Genomic DNA, 20,303 nt, shown 5'->3' on the forward strand with positions numbered 1-20,303 from the left:
TCCGATGGCGCAATTCTTCATCCGCCGCCCGGTCTTCGCCTGGGTGATCGCCATCGCGATCATGCTGGGCGGCCTTCTCGGCCTGACGCAGCTTTCGATCTCGCGCTATCCCGACATCGCCCCGCCGAACGTTCGCATCTCGGCGACCTATCCGGGCGCGAGCGCCGCGACCCTTGAAAACTCGGTGACCAAGATCATCGAGCAGAACATGACCGGGCTCGACGGTCTTCTCTACATGGCGTCGAACTCCACCTCCGCCGGCACCGCCTCGATCACCCTGACCTTCCGGAACGGGACCGATCCCGACATCGCGCAGGTGCAGACGCAGAACAAGCTGGCGCAGGTGACCTCGCAGTTGCCCGAAGCCGTGCAGCGCCAGGGCCTGACCGTGTCGAAGTCCTCGTCCGGCATCCTGATGGTGGCCGCGCTGACGTCCAACAACCCGGCTTATTCCTCCATCGACCTCGCCGATCTCGTGTCCACCAATCTGGAGGATGCGATCCGCCGCGTGCCGGGCGTCGGCGACCTCAACATCTTCGGCTCGGGCTATGCCATGCGCATCTGGCTCGATCCGGCCAAGCTCGCGCAGTTCCAACTGACGCCGGGCGATGTCAGCTCGGCGGTGTCGGCGCAGAACACGCAGGTCTCCGTCGGCCAGCTCGGCGCGACGCCGGCCGCGCCCGGCGCGCAGATGAACTTCACCATCACCTCGCAAAGCCAGCTTCAAACGCCCGACGAGTTCCGCTCGATCATCCTGAAGACCGCCACGGACGGCTCGCTCGTCACGATCGGCGATGTCGCGCGGGTGGAGATGGGCGCGGAAAGCTACAATACGAGCGCGCGCTACAACGGCCGGCCGGCCGCCGGTTTCGGCGTGAATCTTGCCGCCGGGGCCAACGCCATCGACACGGCGGAAGGCGTGCAGGCGGCGCTGGAAACCCTGAAGAACGCGCTGCCGCCCGACGTTCAGGTGGTTTATCCCAACGACACGACGCCCTTCGTGAAGCTTTCGATCGAGAAGGTCGTGCACACGCTGATCGAGGCGGTGGTGCTCGTCTTCATCGTGATGCTCGTGTTCCTGCAGAACTGGCGCGCGACGCTGATCCCCACCATCGCGGTGCCCGTCGTGCTCCTCGGCACCTTCGGCGTCCTGGCGGTCGCCGGCTATTCCATCAACACCCTCACCATGTTCGCCATGGTGCTCGCCATCGGCCTTCTCGTGGACGACGCGATCGTGGTGGTGGAAAACGTCGAGCGCGTGATGGAGGAGGAGGGGCTTCCTCCCCGCGAGGCGACGGAAAAGTCGATGCGCGAGATCACCGGCGCGCTTGTCGGCATCGCGCTCGTCCTGTCGGCCGTGTTCCTGCCGATGGCCTTCTTCGGCGGCTCGGTCGGCATCATCTACCAGCAGTTCTCCATCACCATCGTCACCGCCATGCTCCTGTCGGTAGTGGTGGCCGTGGTGCTGACGCCAGCGCTTTGCGCCACCATGCTGAAACCGACGCATGGGAGCCGAAAGAACTGGTTCTTCCGGGGCTTCAACAAGGGGTTCGGCAAGCTGACCAACGGCTACGAGCGCTCCACCGGCGGTCTCGTCGCACGGCCCTTCCGCTTCCTCATCGTGTTTCTCCTGATCTGCGGCGGCGCGGCCTTTCTGTTCGGCCGCCTGCCGTCCTCGTTCCTGCCGCCCGAGGACCAGGGCGTGTTGATGACGCAGATCGAACTTCCCGTCGGTGCCACGAAGGCGCGCACGACGGAGGTTCTGGCCCAGGTCGAGGGCTATTACCTCGACAAGGAAAAGGCCAATGTCGACGGCGTCTTCGCCACGCAGGGTTTCTCCTTCGGCGGACAGGGCCAGAACCTCGCCATGGCCTTCGTGCGGCTGAAGCCCTTCGACCAGCGTGGCGGAAACGGCCAGGATGCCGCGTCGATCGCCGGCCGCGCCATGAAGGCTTTCGCCAAGATCCGCGACGCGCGCGTCGTGGCTTTGTCTCCCCCTGCGCTTCCCGGCATGGGCCAGTCCGGCGGCTTCGAGATGTATCTGCAGGATTCGGGCGGCCAGGGCCGCGAAGCGCTCGCCGCCGCCGGCCAGCGCCTTCTCCAGGCGGCCGGTGCCGATTCGGCGCTCACCGGCGTTCGCCGCAACGGCACGCCCGAACAGCCGCAGCTCGACGTGAAGATCGACCATCAGATGGCCGGCGCGCTCGGCCTGTCCGTATCCGCCGTCAACGACGTCCTGTCGAAGGCCTGGGCCGGAACCTATGTCAACGACTTCGACAACAAGGGCCGCATCAAGCCGGTCTATGTCCAGGCCGACGCGCCGTTCCGCACGATCCCGAGCGACATCGACCGCTGGTATGCGCGCAACGATGCCGGCGAGATGGTGCCATTCTCTGCCTTCACGCAGATCGCCTGGGATCAGGGTCCGGCGCGATTGGAGCGCTTCAACGGCATCTCGGCCGTCAACATCCAGGGCTCGGCCGCGTCCGGCACCTCGTCCGGCGAGGCGATGGCCAGGATGGAGGCGATGGTGGCCGATCTCGGGCCCGGCTGGAGCGTCGACTGGAGCGGGTTGTCCTATCAGGAACGGCTGTCGGGAAGCCAAGCCCCGCTTCTCTATGCCCTGTCGGTGCTGGTCGTGTTCCTGTGCCTCGCCGCGCTCTACGAGAGCTGGACGGTGCCCTTCTCGGTGATCCTCGCCGTGCCGATCGGCGTCTTCGGCGCCCTCGTCGCGACCACGCTGACGGGACTTCAGAACGACATCTACTTCAAGGTCGGGCTTCTCACGACCATCGGCCTTGCCGCCAAGAACGCCATCCTGATCGTGGAATTCGCCCGCGATCTTCAGGCGGCGGGCAAACCGCTGCGCGAAGCGGTGCTCCAAGCGGCGAGGCTGCGGCTGAGGCCGATCCTGATGACCTCCTTCGCCTTCATTCTCGGCGTTCTGCCGCTCGCGATCGCGACCGGGGCAGGGGCGGGCGCGCAGCGGGCCATCGGCGTCGGCGTGATGGGCGGCATGATCGCCGCGACCGTTCTCGGCATCTTCTTCGTGCCGCTGTTCTACGCGGTAGTGGTGGGCCTCAGCGAGAAGATGAAGCGCCGTCCGCCGGAAACCGCGCAGCAGCCGATGCCGGAGCCGGCGGAATAGGCCGAAAGCGATCGGGCCGCCTCCCGAAGGAGTGCGGCCCGAACCATTCCCTGATTATCCATTTAATTAGTAGATAATTCTTTCCGCGACTCCGTCTCGCCCGTTAGCTTTTCCGTGCCGGCCTTATTCCGGCCCCCGCGAAAAGGAGCGAACCCATGCGGACGAGACTGGCGGCGATGTTGGCTCATGTCGTGTCTGGAAGACGCCGCCGCCCCGATCGTGCCCAGCACCGGCAGATCCTCGCCATGCTGGACGAGGGCGTCGGGCACGGCGCCATCTGCAAGCGGTTCGGCTATGCGCCGAAGGATGTCGACGTGATCTTGCGCCTCCATCGCGGTCGCGACGGGGAATGACGACCCCGAAAGCTTTCAAGCCTCTTCCGGGTCGCGGCAGACATCCACCCATTCCGCGTTGCTGAGCACCGCCAGGCGTTCGGGCGTCAGGCGCACCGCGCTGTGCGTCGAGCCGGCGGCGGGCAGCACCTCGGCGAAATCCTTCAACCGCGCGTCGCAATAAACGGGCAGCGGCTGCGCGAGGCCGAAGGGGCAAACGCCGCCGACCGGATGGCCGGTGACGGCAGCGACTTCTTCGGCCCCCAGCATCGAGACCTTGCCCCCGAAAGCGCGCTTCGCTTTGGCGTTGTCGAGCCGCGCATCGCCCCGCGCGACGAGAAGGAAGCGCTTTTCCCCGACGCGAAGCGACAGCGTCTTGGCGATCTGGCCCGGCTGGACCCCGAAGGTCGCGGCCGCAAGCTCCACGGTCGCGGTGGAGCTTTCCGGCTCGATGACGGCGATGTCGGGCGCATGTTCGCTGAGGAAGGCTTTCACGGATTCGAGGCTCATCTGCCGTTGTTTCCTTGGGGTCGAAGATTCATTCCACTTGGCGCAAAGCGGGGGTGAACCCAAGGCTCGGAGGCGAAGGAGCTTTCGTTTCGGGTGAAAATCGGTAGAACCGGCAAAAATGCCGGCTTTGTTCGCGCTTTTGCGCGAGATGACGCCCGCCCCGTCCGGACGACATGATGAGCGACGAGACTTTCTTCCGCGAGGTCAACGAGGAGATTCGCCAGCAGCGCGTGCACGATCTCTGGCGCCGCTTCGGCCGCTGGCTGATCGTCGCCGCCGTGGTTCTCGTCATCGCCACGGGCGCCTACCTCGCGTATCGCCAATATACCGTTGCGCAGGCGAACGCGGCCGGCGACCGCTTCATCGCGGCGGTGGATCTGGCCGATGCCGACAAGTTCGACGAAGCGGTGACGCAGCTCGACGCCATCGCCAAGAGCGGGGCCGGTTCCTATCCGCTTCTGGCGGACCTCCGCCTCGCGTCCATCCGCGCGCGTCAGGGCGACCTGAAAGGCGCGTTCGAGGGCTTCGACAAGGTCGCCAAGGACACCAACGCGCCGAAAGCCCTTCGCGACATCGCCGCGATCCGCGCCGGCTATGTGCTGGTTGATACCGGCTCGGTGGACGAGGTGCGGGCCGAGGTCGAGCGCTTGTCGGGCGACAGCGAGCCGCTGCGCTTCGCCGCCCGCGAGGCGATGGGGCTCGCGTCGTGGAAGGCCGGCAATCTCGATGAAGCGCGGCGCTTCCTCACGCAGAACCGCGACGACCAGGGCGCGCCTGCGGGCATCGGACTTCGCGCGCGCATCCTGATGGAACTGGTCGACGCCGGCACGACCCCCGCTTCGGCGGCGGAAGCTGCCGCCGCCACGCCAGCGGCGCCGGCCGCGCCGGCCGCCCCTGAAATCCTGCCATCGCCCATCCCGCTCGATCTCGAGGTGCCCGCCGCGCCGGGAGTTCCCGATGCGTCCGTCACCGTGCCGGAAGCGCCGGCTGTCGATGTCGCGCCTGCCGCTCCGCCGTCTCCGGTCGCACCCGTCGCGCCTGTCGCGCCGATTGCTCCGCCGGTGATCGACAGCCCCGCCACGACCGAGGCTCCCGTGGTCCCGCAGGCCCCCGCTGCCGACCCTGCGCCCGCTATCGACCCCGCCCCGACCCCCTCTGCCGAGCCGGCTCCCGCCGCTCCGGCGACGCAGGCACCGCCGGCCGGCGCGCCGGCCGCGCCCGCGAACTGAACGTCCCCATGGTTTCCATCGCCATCATCGGCCGCCCGAATGTCGGCAAGTCGACCCTGTTCAACCGCCTCGTCGGCAAGCGCCTCGCGCTGGTGGACGACCGGCCGGGCGTGACCCGCGACCGACGGCAGGGGGACGCGCGACTTCTCGATATCGAATTCTCCATCATCGACACGGCGGGCCTGGAAAACGCCGCGCATGACAGCCTGGAAGCGCGCATGCGCGCCCAGACCGAGCGCGCGGTGGAGGAAGCCGATCTGTCCCTCTTCCTCGTGGATGCCAAGTCCGGCGTCACGCCGGACGACAACTTCTTCGGCGATCTTCTGCGCCGCAAGGGCCGTCCCGTTCTCCTTGTCGCCAACAAGGCGGAAGCGCGGGGCTCCGATGCCGGCTTCTACGACGCCTTCTCGCTCGGCCTCGGCGAGCCCGTTGCCATCTCCGCCGAGCACGGCGAGGGCATGGGGGATTTGCGCGACGCCATGGTCTCGATGCTCGGCGAGGCGGCCTTCGGGCTCGACCTCGAAGACGAGCTGGACGAGGCTGAAACCGACGTGCCGCTCGCCCCCCTTCTCGACGAGAACGGCGAGGAGATCATCGAGGCCTATGACGCGACGAAGCCGCTGCGCATCGCCGTCGTGGGCCGCCCGAACGCCGGCAAGTCGACGCTGGTGAACCGCTTCCTCGGCGAGGATCGGCTTCTCACCGGCCCGGAAGCCGGCATCACGCGCGATTCTATTTCCGTCGAATGGGAATGGCGCGGGCGCAAAATCAAGATGTTCGACACTGCGGGCCTGCGCCGTCGCGCCAAGGTGCAGGAAAAGCTGGAAAAGCTTTCCGTCGCCGATGCGCTTCGCGCGGTGAAGTTCGCCGAGGTCGTGGTGATCGTGCTCGACGCCGCCATCCCCTTCGAGCGGCAGGACCTGTCCATCGCCGATCTCGTGGTGCGCGAGGGCCGGGCGCCGGTGATCGCCTTCAACAAATGGGATCTCGTGGAGGACCGTCAGGCGACGCTCGCCGCGCTTCGCGAAATGACCGAACGCCTTCTGCCCCAGGCACGCGGCATCCGCGCCGTCGCTGTTTCGGGCGAAACGGGCGAAGGGCTCGACCGCCTGATGCAGTCGGTCGCCACCACGCACGAACTTTGGAACAAGCGCATCTCGACCGCCAAGCTGAACCAGTGGCTGGAGCGGATGACGAGCCACCACCCGCCGCCGGCCGTCGCCGGTCGCCGCGTCAACATCAAGTACATGACGCAGGTGAAGACGCGCCCGCCGACCTTCATCCTGTCGACCACGCGGCCGGAAGCGCTCGGCACCTCCTACCAGCGCTACCTCATCAATGGCTTGCGCGAGACGTTCGGCCTCGCCGGCGTGCCGATTCGCTTCAACTTCCGCAAGAGCAACAACCCGTTTGCCGGGCGCGCCAAGCCGAAAAGGTAAGCCTTCGTCGGCATGACGGATTCGTCACAAAGGATTGATTAACGAAGGAATTCAACGCCTCGTTAACCAAGAAAAAAGGTTGTCGGACGATCCTCCACCCGTGGAATTGAGGTGGCGGGTTCGTTCATGATTGCCAAAGCGAGAAGGCGCCGGAAGGCGGGTGGACCAGGTTTCCCCGCGCATCTTCGCCGGCCGTTGCTTCTCGCGGTCGCGTCCCTTTGCGCCCTGCCGGTTCTGTCCAAGCCCATCGCCTTCGGCGACATGACGAGCCTTCTGGAAGGGCGGGGCTCGGCTGCGCGTTGGCAAGCCTTCTTCGTGCCGTCCCCGGTCGGGGCCATCGAGGCGGCAACCGTTTCCTTCGCCGGCAAGAACGGCGCCCGCCTGCCGGCCGGCACGGGAGTCAGCGGCGGCGATGGTCGTCTCTACGCCACCGATGCGCCGCGTCCTGCCTTCGACACGCCGGACGAAGCGCGGATCAACCGCGAGGAGAAGACCGGCCGCGTTCTCGCCGTCACGCCCTTCGCTCCCCCGAAGGCCTTTTCGGCCGGGTCCATTCTGGAGCGCCAATCGCTCCTGACCCCGCCGGCGGCGGACGCCGAAATCCGCACCGCGTTCGTCGGAAGTGTCGACGCGGGCGAGAGCATCCAGATCGCCATGAATTTCGAGCCGGCGCGCGGTCCCGTGCCGCTGCCGCAGGCCGCCCCGACCGTGATGATCGCTTCGCTCTCGCCGAAAGCCGCGAAACTTGCCGCCGTTTCCCAAGCGGCCGCTTCGCCGGGCGACGTCTCGGTGCTCGCCTATGCGCCGTCCGAAACCCTTCAGAACCCGGCCGCCTCGCTTTTCGGGCGCATTCTGCGCGGCAGCGGCGCGGCGGAAACGGGCGCCGGCTTCGTTCCCCCGATTGGGCGCGACGACCACGCCTGGGCCGCGACGCCGCTTCCCGCCACGGCCTTCGAGCCGAAAGAGCAGCTTTGCCTGGCAGAGGGCATCTATTTCGAGGCGCGCGGCGAATCGGAGCGCGGCCAAGCGGCCGTCGCACAGGTGATTCTCAATCGCGTGCGCAACCCGACCTATCCGAAGACGATCTGCGGCGTGGTCTACCAAAACAAGGACTGGCGCAACCGCTGCCAGTTCTCCTTCGCCTGCGACGGCCACAAGAAGCGCGTCACCAACAAGCGCGCGTTTTCCGTTTCCATGCGGATCGCGGGGGAGGTGACGCGCGGCGAAACCTGGCTCGCCGATGTCGGCTCGGCGACCCATTACCACGCGACCTATGTCCGCCCCTTCTGGGCGAGCGCGATGAAGCGCGTCGACAAGATCGGCCAGCATATCTTCTACCGCACCTATGGCGGCGGCTGGAACTGATCGCCGAAGCAGCCTTGCCATTGTAAGCCGAGGCGGGCATCGCTCGTTTTCAGCGCGGGAAAAGGCGGCCATGAGCGATCACGACGACAAGGATCTGAAGCGGCAGGGCGACGATCTGGAGCGGCGAATCGCCGAAAGCCGCTCGCGACTGCCCGGCAATCGGCCGGAAGCCAACCCGACGCAAGGCATGCGCGGGGCGGCGGAAGGGTTCAAGATCGCCAGCGAGTTCGTGGCCGGCATTCTGGTGGGCGTCGCCATCGGTTACGGCATCGACCAGTTCTTCGGCACGACCCCCTTCGGCCTGATCGTCTTCCTGATGATCGGCTTTGCGGCGGGCGTGCGCAACGTCATTCGCGCCACAACCAAGCCCGCCAACCCGCCCGACACGCCGCCGCGCTGACAACGCTCGGGAAAGTCGCCTGCGGCTGTTGCACTGCGCGCCGCCTGACGCTATGGGCAAGACGCCGAATTTATGGCGAAACGTGGCAGGGAAGGGCCCAGGGAACTTGGCAGCGAATCCGACCGACCCGATCCATCAGTTCCAGCTTTTCCCGATCGGTCCGCAGATCGAGATCGGCGGCCTGAACTTCTCGTTCACCAACTCCGCCCTGTTCATGGTGGTGACGGCTGCCGTCGCGCTCAGCTTCCTTTACCTCTCGACAAGGGGCCGCCAGCTCGTTCCCTCGCGCGTCCAGTCGGTCAGCGAGCTGTCCTACGAATTCGTCGCCAACATGCTGCGCGACGCCACCGGCAATGCCGGCATGAAGTTCTTCCCCTTCGTGTTCTCGCTTTTCGTGTTCGTGCTGGTGGCGAACCTCTTCGGCATGGTGCCGTATTTCTTCACGGTCACGAGCCATCTGATCGTCACCTTCGCCCTGGCGCTCCTCGTGATCGGCACCGTGGTGGTCTACGGCTTCATGAAGCACGGTCTCGGCTGGCTGAAGATCTTCGTGCCCTCGGGCGTGCCCGGCGCGGTTCTGCCGCTCGTGGTGATCATCGAGATCGTGTCCTTCCTGTCCCGGCCGGTTTCGCTCTCGGTGCGTTTGTTCGCCAACATGCTGGCCGGTCACATCACGCTGAAGGTCTTCGCGGGCTTCGTCGTGTCCTTGTCGAGCCTCGGCGCGCTCGGCGTCGTCGGCTCGATCCTGCCGCTTCTGATGACGATCGCGCTGACCGCCTTGGAATTCTTGGTGGCGTTCCTCCAGGCCTACGTGTTCGCCGTTCTCACCTGCATGTACCTGAACGACGCCGTTCACGTTCACCACTAAACCGATCCGCGGTTCCCGCCGGAACCGTCAGGACCAAACCGCTTAAATCCAGGAAGGAGTTCACATGGACGCGGAAGCTGCTCGTTACATCGGTGCCGGTCTCGCTTGTTTCGGCATGGCCGGAACGGCTCTCGGTCTCGGCAACATGTTCGCCCAGTACCTCGCCGGCGCTCTGCGCAACCCCTCGGCCGCCGATGGCCAGTTCGGCCGCCTGATCTTCGGCTTCGCGGTGACGGAAGCGCTCGGCATCTTCTCGCTGCTGATCGCGCTCCTTCTCCTCTTCGCCGTCTGATCGACGACGAGCCGAGCTAGGTCGTTGCGACCGGCGGTGCCATTTCCGCCGGTCCTTTTTTGAAAGCGTCGGAGCCCTTCATGTTCGTGACCCCAGCCTTCGCGCAGACCGAAAGCCCGGACGCCCACGGCGCCCATGCGGGCACGGAGCCGTTGGCGCCGGGCGAGGGCGCGGCCCATACCGAAGTTGCCCATGAAGGCGCGTTTCCGCCCTTCAACCCCGAATATTACCCTTCGCAGATCCTTTGGCTCGCGATCACCTTCGGCGTCTTCTTCTATGTCCTGAAGAAGACCATCCTCCCGCAGATCGGTGAAACGCTGAACGATCGCCGCAGCCGCGTGTCCGCCGATCTCGACGCCGCGTCGAAGATGAAGACGGATGCCGACGCCGCGCACGCCGCCTACGAGCAGGGTCTTGCCGAAGCGCGCATCCGCTCGCATGCCATCGCGACGGAAGCGCGCGACAACGCCAAGAACAGCGCCGAAGCCGAGCGCAAGCGGACCGAAGGCGCTCTCGACGCCAAGCTCGAGGAAGCGCAGGCCCGCATCGGTGAAATCAAGTCCCGCGCTCTCGGCGAGGTCGGCCAGATCGCGGAGGACGTCACGCAGTCGATCCTCGCGGACGTCGCCAAGCTCGACGTCTCGCGCGAGGAAGCGGCTGGCGCCGTCGCCAGCGTCCGCCGCTAAGGGAGCCTTCCGATGGACAATTCATTCTGGGCATTCATCGCCCTCGTCCTCTTCTTCGTGATCGTCTGGTACGCCAAGGCCTTTCCGAAGATGGGCAAGGCGCTCGACGATCACGGCAACCGCGTTCGCCGCGAACTCGACGAGGCGCGCGCCTTGAAGGAAGAGGCCAAGACGCAGCTCGCCGAATATCAGCGCCGCAGCCATGAGGCCGAGCGCGAAGCACAGGCGATCGTCGCCGCCGCGACCCGCGAAGCCGAAGCGATCCTCACCGACGCGCGCCGCCGCAACGAGGAATACGTCACGCGCCGCACGCAGATGGCCGAAGCCAAGATCGCCCAGGCCGAAGCCGAAGCCATCGCCGAAGTGAAGGCCACGGCGGTCGATCTCGCCATCGCCGCCGCCGGTCGCGTCATCGCCGAGAAGTCCGCCCACGGCGAATCGGGTCGCTTCATCGACCAGTCGCTTGGCGAAATCCGTCAGCGCCTGAACTGACCTCAAGCGGTTCTTCCGCTTTCTGATGATCCGCAAGCCGCCGGTTGTTTCAGCCGGCGGCTTTCGCGTTTCTGACGGGTCCAAAGGAGAAGCGGTGGTGCGGCGTTCGACCTTGGGCCGACAGGGCATCGAGATGGAGCTTCGTGCCGTAGCCCATATGCCGAGCGAAGCCGAAGGCTGGAAAACTGTCCGACAGCCGAATCATGATCCGGTCGCGCATGACTTTCGCGACGATGGAAGCGGCCGCGATCGAAAGCGACCGGGCATCGCCCGAGACAAGCGCGGTGCCGCGTGCGCTCAGTCCGGGCGGTACGTCCTTGCCATCGATCAGGCAATGGCAGGCATGGGACTCGTTTCCCGGCAACGCCTCGACCGCCCGCGTCATCGCCAGAAGCGAGGCGGCGCGGATATTGATGCGGTCGATCTCCTCAGGCCCGGCCGTCGCGAAGGCGACCGTCGATGACGCAAGGATCGCCGCGAATAAGTCCTCGCGCGCCCTCATCGTCAGTTTCTTGGAATCGTTCAGGCCGCTCGGAATGGCGGCTGGATCGAGGATTACCGCGGCCGCGACAACCGGCCCGGCGAGTGGTCCGCGTCCCGCTTCATCGACGCCCGCGACGAAGCGCGTGCCCTTGTCGTACAGTGCAGCCTCGAACGTGAAGTCCGGGATGAAATCGGAGGGCGGGGCAGGGGAGCGGGTGCGCTTCATGCCTAAGCGCATAAGCCGCTTGATCGGTTCGCCTCAAGGGGGGGCGCGTTCCGGTTGGCATAATAGTCGTCCGCTGCGGCTGGCATAATAGCGCACGACGCAAGACAGTCGCGGAAGGACGGCTTGCTCTCTTGCGCGGCCTTCCTTATCGCCATCGACAGCGACCGCCCCAAATCGGCGCGGTCGTCAGCGCTCTCCAAGCATCCCCGCATGAACGGTTGTGACGCGCTTGCAGAGGGATGGGATCAGAGCAGAGCCAATTGGACGCCGCCTTCCGGCTGCGGCGCGCGGAAAAGGTCGGTGCGCAGGATGTGCCGCGTCTGGTTCAAGCCGAGCCGCGCCGCCGCGAGTTCGAAGCGCCGCTTGATCTGGAATGCGTAGGGTCCCGTGCCGCGCATCCGCTTGCCCCACTCGGCATCGTAGTCCTTGCCCTCGCGCATGGAGCGCAGAAGCGCCATCACGTGGCGATAACGGTCCGGATAATGGCGCAGGAGCCAATCCTTGAAGATCTGGCTGACTTCGAGCGGCAGGCGCAGAAGCACGTAGCCCGCTTCCTTCGCGCCGGCTGCCGCCGCTGCTTCCAAAAGGCGCTCGATCTCGTGATCGGTGAGGCCGGGAATGATCGGCGCGGTCATCACCATCGCCGGGATGCCCGCGTCCGTCAGCACCTTCACCGCTTCCAGGCGCTTCACCGGCGTCGCGGCGCGCGGCTCCATCGCGCGGGCGAGGCGCTTGTCGAGCGTCGTCACCGACATCGCGACCTTCACGAGGCCCTTGGCGGCCATGCGCTCCAGGATGTCCACGTCGCGTGTCACGAGCGCCGACTTGGTCACGATCCCGACCGGATGGTTGGCCGCTTCCAGCACCTCCAGAAGCTCGCGCATGATGCGGCGCTCCTTCTCGATGGGCTGGTAGGGATCGGTATTGGTGCCGATGGCGATGGTACGGGGCTCGTAGCCGCGCTTCGACAACTCGCGCTCCAGAAGGCGCGCGGCGTTCGGCTTAGCGAAGAGCTTGGTTTCGAAGTCGAGCCCGGCGGACAGGCCCATATAGGCATGGGTCGGCCGCGCGAAGCAGTAGACGCAGCCGTGCTCGCAGCCGCGATACGGATTGACCGAGCGCTCGAAGGAGATGTCGGGCGAGGTGTTGCGCGTGATGATCGTCTTCGGCGCTTCGACCTGGACCTCCGTGCGCAGCGGCGGCAACTCGTCCATGACATTCCAGCCGTCGTCGGAGGATACGCGCGCGAAAGGTTCGAAGCGGCCGGTCGGATTGATGCCGGCGCCTCGGCCTCGGCGTCGTTCCGGCGCAATGGCCGTATCGTCGGGAATGCCGAGCGGCGTTCCGACCTTGCGGCCCTTGGCGAAGGCCGCGCGGTCGGCGGCGAAAGCGTCCTGCATGGGTGCCTCCCCAGCGGCAAATGTCCGGGCTGGTGAGAACAGAACTAGTACGAAAAGAGGAACAATACAAGAACGAAATGGCGAAGGACGGCGGGTGGTCGCCCGTCCTCGCATCGGCTAGATCAGGACGGTTCGAAGAGGCGGATTTGCGGCGATGATGACGGTCCTGATCGAATGCGGCGAGGATGCGGGGGCGCTGGCGGCAAGTCTCGCGACCCTCGTGCCGGGTGCGGTCGACGGCCTCGTGCGCGAAGTCGTGGTGCTGGATCGCGGGCTGGATGCTGGAACCCGCAAGGTGGCTGACCACGCCGGATGCCGGATCGCGGAGGGCGAGCAACTTGCCCAGGTCGTCTTTGCTGCGAAGGGAGAATGGCTGCTTCTGATTGAGCCCGGTGCGCGTTTGGCGCCTGGATGGATCGAGGGTGTCGCCGCACATCTCGGCGATGTTCTGGCCGGTGCGTTGCCGAAGGCCGCGCGTTTCTCGGTATCGCCGCATGACCGCCGGGGTCTCATGTCGCGGTTTCTACGGCGACGGAGCGTTCTGGCGGACGGGCTTCTTCTACCCAAAGCCGGGCTCGCGCCAAGGGCTTCGCAGGAGCTCGAGGATCTGGCGAAGGGGGTTGCCGCGCGTCGTCTCGAGGCGACCATCCGGCCGCGCCCGCGAACTTAAAGGGAACGGCCTTCGCGGCGCAGATGCTCGTCGAGGCGCGGCATGATTTCCACGAAGTTGCAGGGCTTGTGCCGGTAATCGAGCTGGTCCTTCAGGACAAGATCCCAGCCGTCGCGGCAGGCGCCCGGCGAGCCGGGAAGGGCGAAAACGAAAGTGGCGTTGACGACGCCCGCCGTCGCCCGCGACTGGATGGTGGAGGTGCCGATCTTGTCGAAGGACAAGCGGTGGAAGATGACGGAAAAGCCGTCCATCCGCTTGTCGAAGATCGGCTCCAGCGCTTCCGGCGTGACGTCGCGCCCGGTGAAGCCGGTGCCGCCGGTGGTGATCACGACATCCACCGCCGGATCGCGCGACCATGCCAGCACCGTGTCGCGGATCGCCTCGATATCGTCCGGCACGATGCGGCGATCGGCGAGCCGATGACCGGCTTGGCTGAGGCGGTCAACGAGCGTGGTGCCGGAGCGGTCGTCCGCCATCTCGCGCGTGTCGGAAATCGTCAGAACGGCGAGCCCGAGCGGCACGAAGCTGCGCTCGCTCATGCCCGGCCTCCGCCGTTGCCGAGGCGCGTCGGCTCCACCCACCAATGCGGATGGGCTTGGCGGATCGCCGCCGCCGCCTTCGCCGCCGCCGCGTCGTCCGGGAAGACGGCGAAGACGGTCGCGCCGGAACCCGACATGCGCGACAAAAGCGCACCCGCCTCGATGAGCGCTCGGCGCGCTTCCCCGATAGCCGGGGCGATGGCCGTCGCCGCGTCTTCCATGTCGTTGCGCGTCGCCTGGAGTATGTCGAGGAGGATGCCGAGATCGGTGAGAGCGGGCAGGTCCGGCATCGGCGGGTTGTCGCGTCGCGACAGCCGCGAGAAGACGAGCGGCGTCGAAACGGGGACGCCCGGATTGACGAGAACAGCCGGCACAGCCGGAAAGGCCGGCAGAGGCTCCACCGTTTCGCCGATGCCCGACACGCGCGCGGCCCGCGCGGCCAAGCACATCGGCACGTCCGCGCCGAGTTCCAGCGAGGCTTCGGCGAAGGGCGCTTCGAGGCCTGGATAGGCATCGGCCAGCGCGCGAAGCAGCGCCGCGGCATCGGCCGACCCGCCGCCGATGCCGGCGGCAACGGGCAGGCGCTTGTCGAGCTTGAGCGCGAGCGGGGGGATCTCGTGGCCTTGCAGCCGCGCGACGCCCCGCGCCAGCGCCAGCGTCCGGGCGAGGATGTTGGGCGCGCCTTCGGCCAAGCTGTCACTCAACGCGGCCGCGAAGGGCCCCGTCATGTCGAGGCGGTCGGTGCCGGCTGGGGAAAGCTCGATCCTGTCGCCGATCCCGGCGAAGGCGACGAGGCTCGACAGCGTGTGGTAGCCGTCCGCGCGCCGCCCGGTGACGTGCAGCGCGAGGTTGATCTTGGCCGGCGCGAGGATCTCGACGGGGGCGAGCCGCAGGACGGGCGGCTCGATCGTGTCGGATGCCATGCCTATTGCACGGCCGGCGGCTGCGCGCCCGCGGGCGCTTGCGGCGCGCTCGTATCGGCCCGCGTTTCGGCCGGAGCGGGCTCGGCGCGCGCGGGCACGCCGTTCGGCGCTTCCGCCTTGCGGTTGTCGGTCGCCATGCCGTCCTTGATCTTCGCCTCGATCTTGGCGATCTCGGCGGCTTCGGGCTTCGGGTCGCCGACAAGAGCGCGCTGCCATTGGAAGCGCGCTTCGCGGGTGCGCCCGACCTGCCAATAGGCGTCGCCCAGATGGTCGTTGATGGTGGGATCGGAAGGGTTCAGCAGAACCGCGCGTTCCAACTGCTCCACCGCGTCGTCGAAGCGCGCGAGGCGGTAATAGGCCCAGCCGAGCGAGTCCACGATATAGCCGTCGTTGGGTCGAAGATCGACGGCGGTCTTGATCATGCTCAACCCCTCGTCGAGGTTCATGTGCATGTCGACCCAGGAATAGCCGAGATAGTTCAAGACCTGCGGCTGGTTCGGGGACAGCTTCAGCGCCTTGCGGAAGTCGGCTTCCGCCTTCGGCCATTGCTTGGTGCGCTCGAAGGCGATGCCGCGCTGGTAGTACAGCGTCCAGCTTTCCTCCTTGGCCTTCACGGCGATGTCGACGGCCTTGTCGAGCGTCCTGGACATCTCGTCGTAGTTCTTGGCCGAGGACAGGATGTCGGCGAGCGCCATATAGGCCTGGAGATCGTCCGGGTAATCGGCGACGGCCTTCTCGAGATGCGCCTTGGCTTCATCCTTCCGCTCGGCCGACCAGAGATCGAGGCCGGTTTGGAGATCGGCGGTGCGGCGCAGCGCCGAGGTCTGGGGCACGTCGCGATAATAGTTGATCGCCTCGTCGTAGCGGCTGGCGCGCTCGGCGATGCCGGCTAGCGCCACGAGAAGTTGCGGGTTGCGCTCGTCCAGCGCGCGGGCGAGCTGGAAGTAAAGGATCGCGACCTGCTGCCCTTCGCCGCGATTGATCGCCTGACCGAGGATATAAAGCGTTTCCGCCGCGCCTTCGCGCACCGATGACACGGGCGGGTCGATGGGAGCGCCCTTCTCGATCTGGTCTTTCAGGAAAACCAGCGGCTCGTAGTTCTCGGCCAGATCCAGGCCCTTACCGATGGCGCGCAGCGCTTCCTTCTTGCGGCCGGCACGCGCTTCGATGCGCGCCAGCGCCTCGGCCGCGCCCATGAAGGCGTCGGGCGAGGTCTGCGCGCTGCCGCGATCGTCCACGACCTTGGCCAGAAGCCGCTTCGCCGAATCCTGACGCCCGGCGAGGCTGGCGACGAGACCGGCCTGATAGTTGTTGAAGACGGGATACCAGCTTGCCTTCTTCAGTTCGCCGACGCGGTCCAGCGCCTCGTTGGTGCGGCCCGCGCCCTGGTCGGCCCAGGCGGAAAGGTGGCCGAGAAGAAGGGCATCGAGATCGCTCGGGTCGACGAGATCGAACTCGCCGGTCGCCTCGCTCCACTTGCCGTCCCGAATGTCTTGGATGCCGAGCGCGATGCGCGCGACCTTGCCCGCTTCCGGGTCGTCGCGCAGCTTGGCGGCGAGCGCCACGCCGCGCTCGAACTTGCCGTCGGCGAGAAAGGCGAACATCGCGTCCTGCTGGAGAACCTGCGAGTTCGGATCGATGCGCAACGCATCCTCGTAATAGGCGGTCGCGGCGCGAAGATCACCGCCGAGCTGCGCGGCCTTTGCCGCGAGATACGCGCCCGACAGGGTCTGCGAGCCGAGATCGGCCGCGACGGAGGGCTCCGGCTTGGTGTCGCCGCCCGTTGGCGCCGCGAAAGCGAGCGTCGAAGCGGACAGCGTCGCCGCCAGCGCGAGGGCGAAGTGAATGCGGCACGTCGGCGTCTTCTGCACGCAGCTATCCTCTTGGCAAGAAACCCGCCCGGTCATCCGGCTCCGGTCGCACCGGCCCGCATCCTCGTTTCGGCGGCGGGCGGCATTGAAACCGAGCCCTGACACTTCCGCTTGGCGACATTGCGGCCGGGTGCGGAACAGGTTCGTGATTGAATCTGAAGGACTTCGGTCCGTCCGTCAATTGATCCGGTCGATGCAGAAATCGACCACATCGAGAAGCGATTCGCGCGCTTCCGAACGTGGCAGGGAAGCGGCGGCGGCATAGGCGGTTTCGCCATAGCTGCGCGCCCGCGTCACCGTCGCTTCCAGCGCGCCGTGCCGGTCGAGAAGCCGGCGTGCCTCGGCAAGAGCGTCGTCGTCGTTGCCGTTTTCTTCCAGCGCCCGACGCCAGAAGGCGCGCTCGGGCTCGCTCCCACGCTCATGCGCGATGATGACCGGCAGGGTGATCTTGCCTTCCCGGAAGTCGTCGCCGGTGTTCTTGCCGAGATCCTTGGCCGAGCCGCGATAATCCAGAACGTCGTCCACGAGCTGGAAGGCGCGGCCGAGATTGAGCCCGTAGGAGCGCATGGCCTCGCGCGTCTCAGACGGCGAGCCCGCCAGCACCGGCCCGACCTCGCTCGCGGCCGAAAACAAAGCGGCGGTCTTGGCCTCGATCACGGCGAGGTAGTCGCTTTCCGTGGTGGTCAGCTTCTTGGCTGCGGAAAGCTGCCAGACCTCGCCTTCGGCGATCACGGCGGATGCGCGCGACAGGATGTCGAGGGCGGTCAGCGAGCCGACCTCCACCATGGTCTTGAAGGCTTGGCCGAGCAGGAAGTCGCCGACGAGAACGCTCGCCTGGTTGCCCCAGATCGTGCGGGCCGTCTTCTTGCCGCGCCGCATGTCGCTTTCATCCACCACGTCGTCGTGGAGCAGCGTCGCGGTATGCATGAACTCGACGCTGGCCGCGAGCTTCACGTGGCCGTCGCCCTTGTAGCCGCAGGCGATCGCCGAGGCGATGGTCAGCATCGGGCGCAGGCGCTTGCCGCCGGACGAGATCAGATGCTTGGCGATTTCGGGGATGAGCTCGACATTCGAGCCCGCCATGGCGAGGATCATGCCGTTGACCTCCTCCATGTCGGCGCGCGTCAAGGCGACGATCGCATCGATCGATGCCGCCTGCCGGCTTTCCCTTGCGGGGCTGGCTGAACTCAAGAGAGCGCTCCTTTGATCCCGAGCCTGGAGGGCCGCCAAGCCTCATCTTCGGCGCGTGATGCGAGCACTAATCGGCTGCGGGCTCAGCGACAAGCTCTCTAGATAAAACGAAAGGCGAGAAGGGAAAGGCGAAGGCGGTGACGCAGCATCGGTGTGGCGCTCCTTCAACAAGAACGCCAGTCGAGGAAAGTGCTCGGAGTTTGCCATCCGACCGGCTATGAGCAAAGGTCTGGAAACCGGACTCCAAGCTTTCCCCATGCGCGAACTGATGCGTTCCAACGATCCGGTTCTCCTTTCCTTCGTGGATGCGCTTCTGCGGGATGCGGGGATCGAGCATTTCGTCGCGGACACGCATATGAGCATTCTCGACGGCTCCATCGGCGTTCTTCCGCGGCGCATCTTGGTGGACGGAGAGCGGATCGAGCAGGCCCGCCGTCTCCTGCGCGACGCCGAGCTCGGCCATGAGTTGTCCTGAAACCAGCCTCGACTCGTTTCACGCCGGCGCCTTCCATCTCGTCCAACCCAAAGGCTGGGGCTACCGTGCGGGCCTGGACGCGCTGCTTCTCGCGGCGAGCATCCCGCCCGATATGGGGGGAAGGGCAGTCGATCTCGGCGCGGGCGCGGGCGCGGCGGGCTTTGCCCTCGCGAGCCGCCGATCCGCGTCCCATGTGCTTCTGGTTGAGCGCGATCCCGCCATGGCCGATCTCGCGCGACGCTCGGCCGCGCTTGCCCTCAACGAAGCCCTCGCGGACCGGCTGGGCGTGGCGGAGATCGACGTCCTGTCGCCCCGTTCGGCGCGCGAGGCGGCAGGGCTCGGGGAGGGTGCCTTCTCGCTCGTTGTTTCCAACCCGCCCTTTCATCCGGCCGGCGGTCGCACATCGCCCGATCCGCGCCGTCATGCCGCGCTTTCCATGCCGGAGCCGGACTTTCTTCCGCGCTGGATCGCGGTGGCCGCGTCGCTTCTCCAGCGGAACGGCGTTTTCGCCATGATCGCCCGGCCCGACAATCTCGGCGACATCCTCGCCGGTGCTCGGAACCGCCTCGGCGACCTGCGGATCGCGCCGGTGCATCCGGTGGAAGGCCGCCCGGCCAAGCGCATCCTGGTGCACGGCCGGAAGGGCTCGCGCGCTCCGTTGTCCCTCCTGCCGCCCGTCGTCCTGCGCGATGCGCAATCGCACCCTTTGCCCCTGGAAGCGGAGATCGGCGCCGGCACCGCGACGATCGATCTCGGGCTCTTGTCATAGAGCGAATTGGCGTCGGCCCGTGTCACCCCTATCTACGAGGCCTTGAACCCTTCCGACGAAAGACGAAACCGCGTGGCGTTCTCCCTCCGACCCTTCATTCCCAAACGTTTCCGCAAGGAGGGCGTCGCGGTGCCGGTGGTGCGCCTGCAAGGGGCAATCATGCCGCAATCCGGCCCCTTCCGGCCGACCCTGTCGCTCAGCGGCGTCGCGGGCGTTCTCGACAAGGCCTTCGCGGTGAAGGACGCGCCGGCCGTCGCGGTGGTCATCAACTCGCCCGGCGGCTCGCCGGTGCAGTCGCGCCTGATCTACAAGCGCATCCGCGATCTGGCGGCCGAGAAGAAGAAGGAGGTGCTCGTTTTCGTGGAGGATGTCGCGGCGTCCGGCGGCTACATGATCGCCTGCGCGGGCGACGAGATCGTGGTCGACCCGTCCTCCATCGTCGGCTCCATCGGCGTCGTGTCCGGCGGCTTCGGCTTCGTGGACGCGATTGGTAAGCTCGGCATCGAGCGGCGCGTCCACACGTCCGGCCAGAACAAGGCGGTGCTCGATCCGTTCCGGCCCGAGCGCCCGGAGGATGTGGCGCACCTTCTGGAACTCCAGCGCGGCGTCCACGAGACCTTCATCGCCCTCGTGAAGGCGCGGCGCGGGGCGCGGCTGGCGGATCATCCCGATCTCTTTTCCGGCCTGTTCTGGTCCGGCGAGCGGGGCGTTGAACTCGGTCTCGTGGACCGGGTCGGCGACTTGCGATCCGTTCTCATCGAGCGCTACGGCGAAAAGGTGCGCCCGCAGTTGATTCAGGCCAATCGCGGGCTTCTCGGCCGCAAGCCCGTATCGGGAACCCTTGTCGGGGCGCAGTCGTTCGATCCCGCACGTCTGGCGGCGGGCTTGAGCGAGGGCTTGGCCGCTACGCTCGAGGAGCGCGCGCTGTGGATGCGCTACGGGCTGTGAAACCATGCCGGCGACCCTTGTCGGTGGTCGCTTTACGGCCGTGCGAG

21 protein-coding genes are annotated in these 20,303 nt (G+C 66.7%); 14 read left to right on the forward strand and 7 right to left on the reverse strand.

The genetic code is table 11. From position 1 onward, the window contains the following. The first annotated feature begins 4 nt into the window (after window positions 1–4). Both F9929_RS02540 and F9929_RS02545 read left to right on the forward strand, forming a co-directional pair. The gene (locus F9929_RS02540; protein WP_152044947.1) at window positions 5–3,148 is read left to right on the forward strand and encodes an efflux RND transporter permease subunit; all 3,144 of its coding nucleotides are present in this window, start codon (window positions 5–7) and stop codon (window positions 3,146–3,148) included. A gap of 155 nt (window positions 3,149–3,303) precedes the next feature. After that, window positions 3,304–3,501 carry a hypothetical protein gene (locus F9929_RS02545; RefSeq protein WP_152044948.1) on the forward strand — a complete coding sequence of 66 codons (198 nt, stop codon included), beginning with the start codon at window positions 3,304–3,306 and terminating at the stop codon, window positions 3,499–3,501. Window positions 3,502–3,516: 15 nt separating this feature from the next. Here F9929_RS02545 and F9929_RS02550 read toward each other — a convergent pair whose 3' ends face one another. Next, window positions 3,517–3,990, reverse strand: a complete 474-nt coding sequence (locus tag F9929_RS02550; protein WP_152044949.1) for a YbaK/EbsC family protein — start codon at window positions 3,988–3,990, stop codon at window positions 3,517–3,519. A 176-nt stretch (window positions 3,991–4,166) separates the two neighbouring features. On the opposite strand from F9929_RS02550, the gene F9929_RS02555 reads away from it, so the two are divergent. The 8 genes from F9929_RS02555 to F9929_RS02590 all read left to right on the forward strand — a co-directional run bounded on the left by F9929_RS02555 (window position 4,167) and on the right by F9929_RS02590 (window position 10,761). Next, window positions 4,167–5,219 (forward strand): tetratricopeptide repeat protein, encoded by a 1,053-nt coding sequence (locus F9929_RS02555; protein ID WP_193227579.1) that lies wholly within the window; start codon window positions 4,167–4,169, stop codon window positions 5,217–5,219. An 8-nt stretch (window positions 5,220–5,227) separates the two neighbouring features. Continuing rightward, window positions 5,228–6,658: a ribosome biogenesis GTPase Der gene (gene der / locus F9929_RS02560; protein ID WP_152044951.1), complete on the forward strand. Its 1,431-nt coding sequence runs from the start codon at window positions 5,228–5,230 to the stop codon at window positions 6,656–6,658. A gap of 195 nt (window positions 6,659–6,853) precedes the next feature. Continuing rightward, entirely contained in the window at window positions 6,854–8,023 is a 1,170-nt protein-coding gene (locus F9929_RS02565; protein ID WP_210251296.1) for a cell wall hydrolase, read from the forward strand. 70 nt (window positions 8,024–8,093) lie between these two features. Beyond that, window positions 8,094–8,423, forward strand: a complete 330-nt coding sequence (locus F9929_RS02570; protein WP_152044953.1) for an AtpZ/AtpI family protein — start codon at window positions 8,094–8,096, stop codon at window positions 8,421–8,423. Between the two features lie 106 nt (window positions 8,424–8,529). Continuing rightward, window positions 8,530–9,291 (forward strand): F0F1 ATP synthase subunit A, encoded by a 762-nt coding sequence (locus F9929_RS02575; RefSeq protein ID WP_235918954.1) that lies wholly within the window; start codon window positions 8,530–8,532, stop codon window positions 9,289–9,291. Window positions 9,292–9,355: 64 nt separating this feature from the next. Further along, window positions 9,356–9,583: a F0F1 ATP synthase subunit C gene (locus tag F9929_RS02580; RefSeq protein ID WP_152044954.1), complete on the forward strand. Its 228-nt coding sequence runs from the start codon at window positions 9,356–9,358 to the stop codon at window positions 9,581–9,583. Window positions 9,584–9,663: 80 nt separating this feature from the next. Continuing rightward, window positions 9,664–10,269, forward strand: coding sequence for a F0F1 ATP synthase subunit B (locus F9929_RS02585; RefSeq protein ID WP_152044955.1), 606 nt, complete (start codon window positions 9,664–9,666; stop codon window positions 10,267–10,269). Between the two features lie 12 nt (window positions 10,270–10,281). Beyond that, window positions 10,282–10,761 carry a F0F1 ATP synthase subunit B family protein gene (locus F9929_RS02590; RefSeq protein ID WP_152044956.1) on the forward strand — a complete coding sequence of 160 codons (480 nt, stop codon included), beginning with the start codon at window positions 10,282–10,284 and terminating at the stop codon, window positions 10,759–10,761. A gap of 49 nt (window positions 10,762–10,810) precedes the next feature. Here F9929_RS02590 and F9929_RS02595 read toward each other — a convergent pair whose 3' ends face one another. Beyond that, window positions 10,811–11,470 (reverse strand): ribonuclease HII, encoded by a 660-nt coding sequence (locus F9929_RS02595; RefSeq protein ID WP_152044957.1) that lies wholly within the window; start codon window positions 11,468–11,470, stop codon window positions 10,811–10,813. Window positions 11,471–11,715: 245 nt separating this feature from the next. Continuing rightward, entirely contained in the window at window positions 11,716–12,870 is a 1,155-nt protein-coding gene (locus tag F9929_RS02600; protein WP_152044958.1) for a PA0069 family radical SAM protein, read from the reverse strand. A gap of 157 nt (window positions 12,871–13,027) precedes the next feature. On the opposite strand from F9929_RS02600, the gene F9929_RS02605 reads away from it, so the two are divergent. After that, the gene (locus F9929_RS02605; RefSeq protein WP_210251297.1) at window positions 13,028–13,540 is read left to right on the forward strand and encodes a glycosyltransferase family protein; all 513 of its coding nucleotides are present in this window, start codon (window positions 13,028–13,030) and stop codon (window positions 13,538–13,540) included. Here the strand turns inward: F9929_RS02605 and moaB are convergent. The 4 genes from moaB to F9929_RS02625 all read right to left on the reverse strand — a co-directional run bounded on the left by moaB (window position 13,537) and on the right by F9929_RS02625 (window position 18,064). Continuing rightward, complete coding sequence (moaB, locus tag F9929_RS02610) at window positions 13,537–14,079, reverse strand: molybdenum cofactor biosynthesis protein B (RefSeq protein WP_152044960.1); 543 nt, start codon at window positions 14,077–14,079, stop codon at window positions 13,537–13,539. The genes F9929_RS02605 and moaB overlap by 4 nt on opposite strands. Beyond that, entirely contained in the window at window positions 14,076–15,002 is a 927-nt protein-coding gene (locus F9929_RS02615; protein ID WP_152044961.1) for a 4-(cytidine 5'-diphospho)-2-C-methyl-D-erythritol kinase, read from the reverse strand. The genes moaB and F9929_RS02615 overlap by 4 nt, the downstream gene beginning before the upstream one ends. Window positions 15,003–15,004: 2 nt before the next feature. Further along, window positions 15,005–16,873, reverse strand: a complete 1,869-nt coding sequence (locus F9929_RS02620) for a tetratricopeptide repeat protein (protein WP_235918955.1) — start codon at window positions 16,871–16,873, stop codon at window positions 15,005–15,007. A 177-nt stretch (window positions 16,874–17,050) separates the two neighbouring features. After that, the gene (locus tag F9929_RS02625; protein WP_235918956.1) at window positions 17,051–18,064 is read right to left on the reverse strand and encodes a polyprenyl synthetase family protein; all 1,014 of its coding nucleotides are present in this window, start codon (window positions 18,062–18,064) and stop codon (window positions 17,051–17,053) included. A gap of 256 nt (window positions 18,065–18,320) precedes the next feature. On the opposite strand from F9929_RS02625, the gene F9929_RS02630 reads away from it, so the two are divergent. From F9929_RS02630 to F9929_RS02640, 3 genes are all read left to right on the forward strand, one after another. Further along, window positions 18,321–18,539: a putative signal transducing protein gene (locus tag F9929_RS02630; RefSeq protein WP_152044963.1), complete on the forward strand. Its 219-nt coding sequence runs from the start codon at window positions 18,321–18,323 to the stop codon at window positions 18,537–18,539. Beyond that, entirely contained in the window at window positions 18,526–19,308 is a 783-nt protein-coding gene (locus F9929_RS02635; protein WP_152044964.1) for a methyltransferase, read from the forward strand. Before F9929_RS02630 ends, F9929_RS02635 begins: the two co-directional genes overlap by 14 nt. Before the next feature lie 72 nt (window positions 19,309–19,380). Beyond that, window positions 19,381–20,256: a S49 family peptidase gene (locus tag F9929_RS02640; protein ID WP_193227580.1), complete on the forward strand. Its 876-nt coding sequence runs from the start codon at window positions 19,381–19,383 to the stop codon at window positions 20,254–20,256. Window positions 20,257–20,303: the final 47 nt, after the last annotated feature.

This window comes from Aureimonas psammosilenae, assembly GCF_009176975.1.
GTDB classification, from domain to species: domain Bacteria; phylum Pseudomonadota; class Alphaproteobacteria; order Rhizobiales; family Rhizobiaceae; genus Plantimonas; species Plantimonas psammosilenae.

Bases quoted from the DNA above. Each gene is read 5' to 3' on its own strand.
- F9929_RS02540 (WP_152044947.1), top strand. From the start codon at position 5: ATGGCGCAATTCTTCATCCGCCGCCCGGTCTTCGCCTGGGTGATCGCC.
- F9929_RS02545 (WP_152044948.1), top strand. From the start codon at position 3,304: ATGCGGACGAGACTGGCGGCGATGTTGGCTCATGTCGTGTCTGGAAGA.
- F9929_RS02550 (WP_152044949.1), bottom strand. From the start codon at position 3,990: ATGAGCCTCGAATCCGTGAAAGCCTTCCTCAGCGAACATGCGCCCGAC.
- F9929_RS02555 (WP_193227579.1), top strand. From the start codon at position 4,167: ATGAGCGACGAGACTTTCTTCCGCGAGGTCAACGAGGAGATTCGCCAG.
- der (WP_152044951.1), top strand. From the start codon at position 5,228: ATGGTTTCCATCGCCATCATCGGCCGCCCGAATGTCGGCAAGTCGACC.
- F9929_RS02570 (WP_152044953.1), top strand. From the start codon at position 8,094: ATGAGCGATCACGACGACAAGGATCTGAAGCGGCAGGGCGACGATCTG.
- F9929_RS02580 (WP_152044954.1), top strand. From the start codon at position 9,356: ATGGACGCGGAAGCTGCTCGTTACATCGGTGCCGGTCTCGCTTGTTTC.
- F9929_RS02585 (WP_152044955.1), top strand. From the start codon at position 9,664: ATGTTCGTGACCCCAGCCTTCGCGCAGACCGAAAGCCCGGACGCCCAC.
- F9929_RS02590 (WP_152044956.1), top strand. From the start codon at position 10,282: ATGGACAATTCATTCTGGGCATTCATCGCCCTCGTCCTCTTCTTCGTG.
- F9929_RS02595 (WP_152044957.1), bottom strand. From the start codon at position 11,470: ATGAAGCGCACCCGCTCCCCTGCCCCGCCCTCCGATTTCATCCCGGAC.
- F9929_RS02600 (WP_152044958.1), bottom strand. From the start codon at position 12,870: ATGCAGGACGCTTTCGCCGCCGACCGCGCGGCCTTCGCCAAGGGCCGC.
- F9929_RS02605 (WP_210251297.1), top strand. From the start codon at position 13,028: ATGACGGTCCTGATCGAATGCGGCGAGGATGCGGGGGCGCTGGCGGCA.
- moaB (WP_152044960.1), bottom strand. From the start codon at position 14,079: ATGAGCGAGCGCAGCTTCGTGCCGCTCGGGCTCGCCGTTCTGACGATT.
- F9929_RS02615 (WP_152044961.1), bottom strand. From the start codon at position 15,002: ATGGCATCCGACACGATCGAGCCGCCCGTCCTGCGGCTCGCCCCCGTC.
- F9929_RS02630 (WP_152044963.1), top strand. From the start codon at position 18,321: ATGCGCGAACTGATGCGTTCCAACGATCCGGTTCTCCTTTCCTTCGTG.
- F9929_RS02635 (WP_152044964.1), top strand. From the start codon at position 18,526: ATGAGTTGTCCTGAAACCAGCCTCGACTCGTTTCACGCCGGCGCCTTC.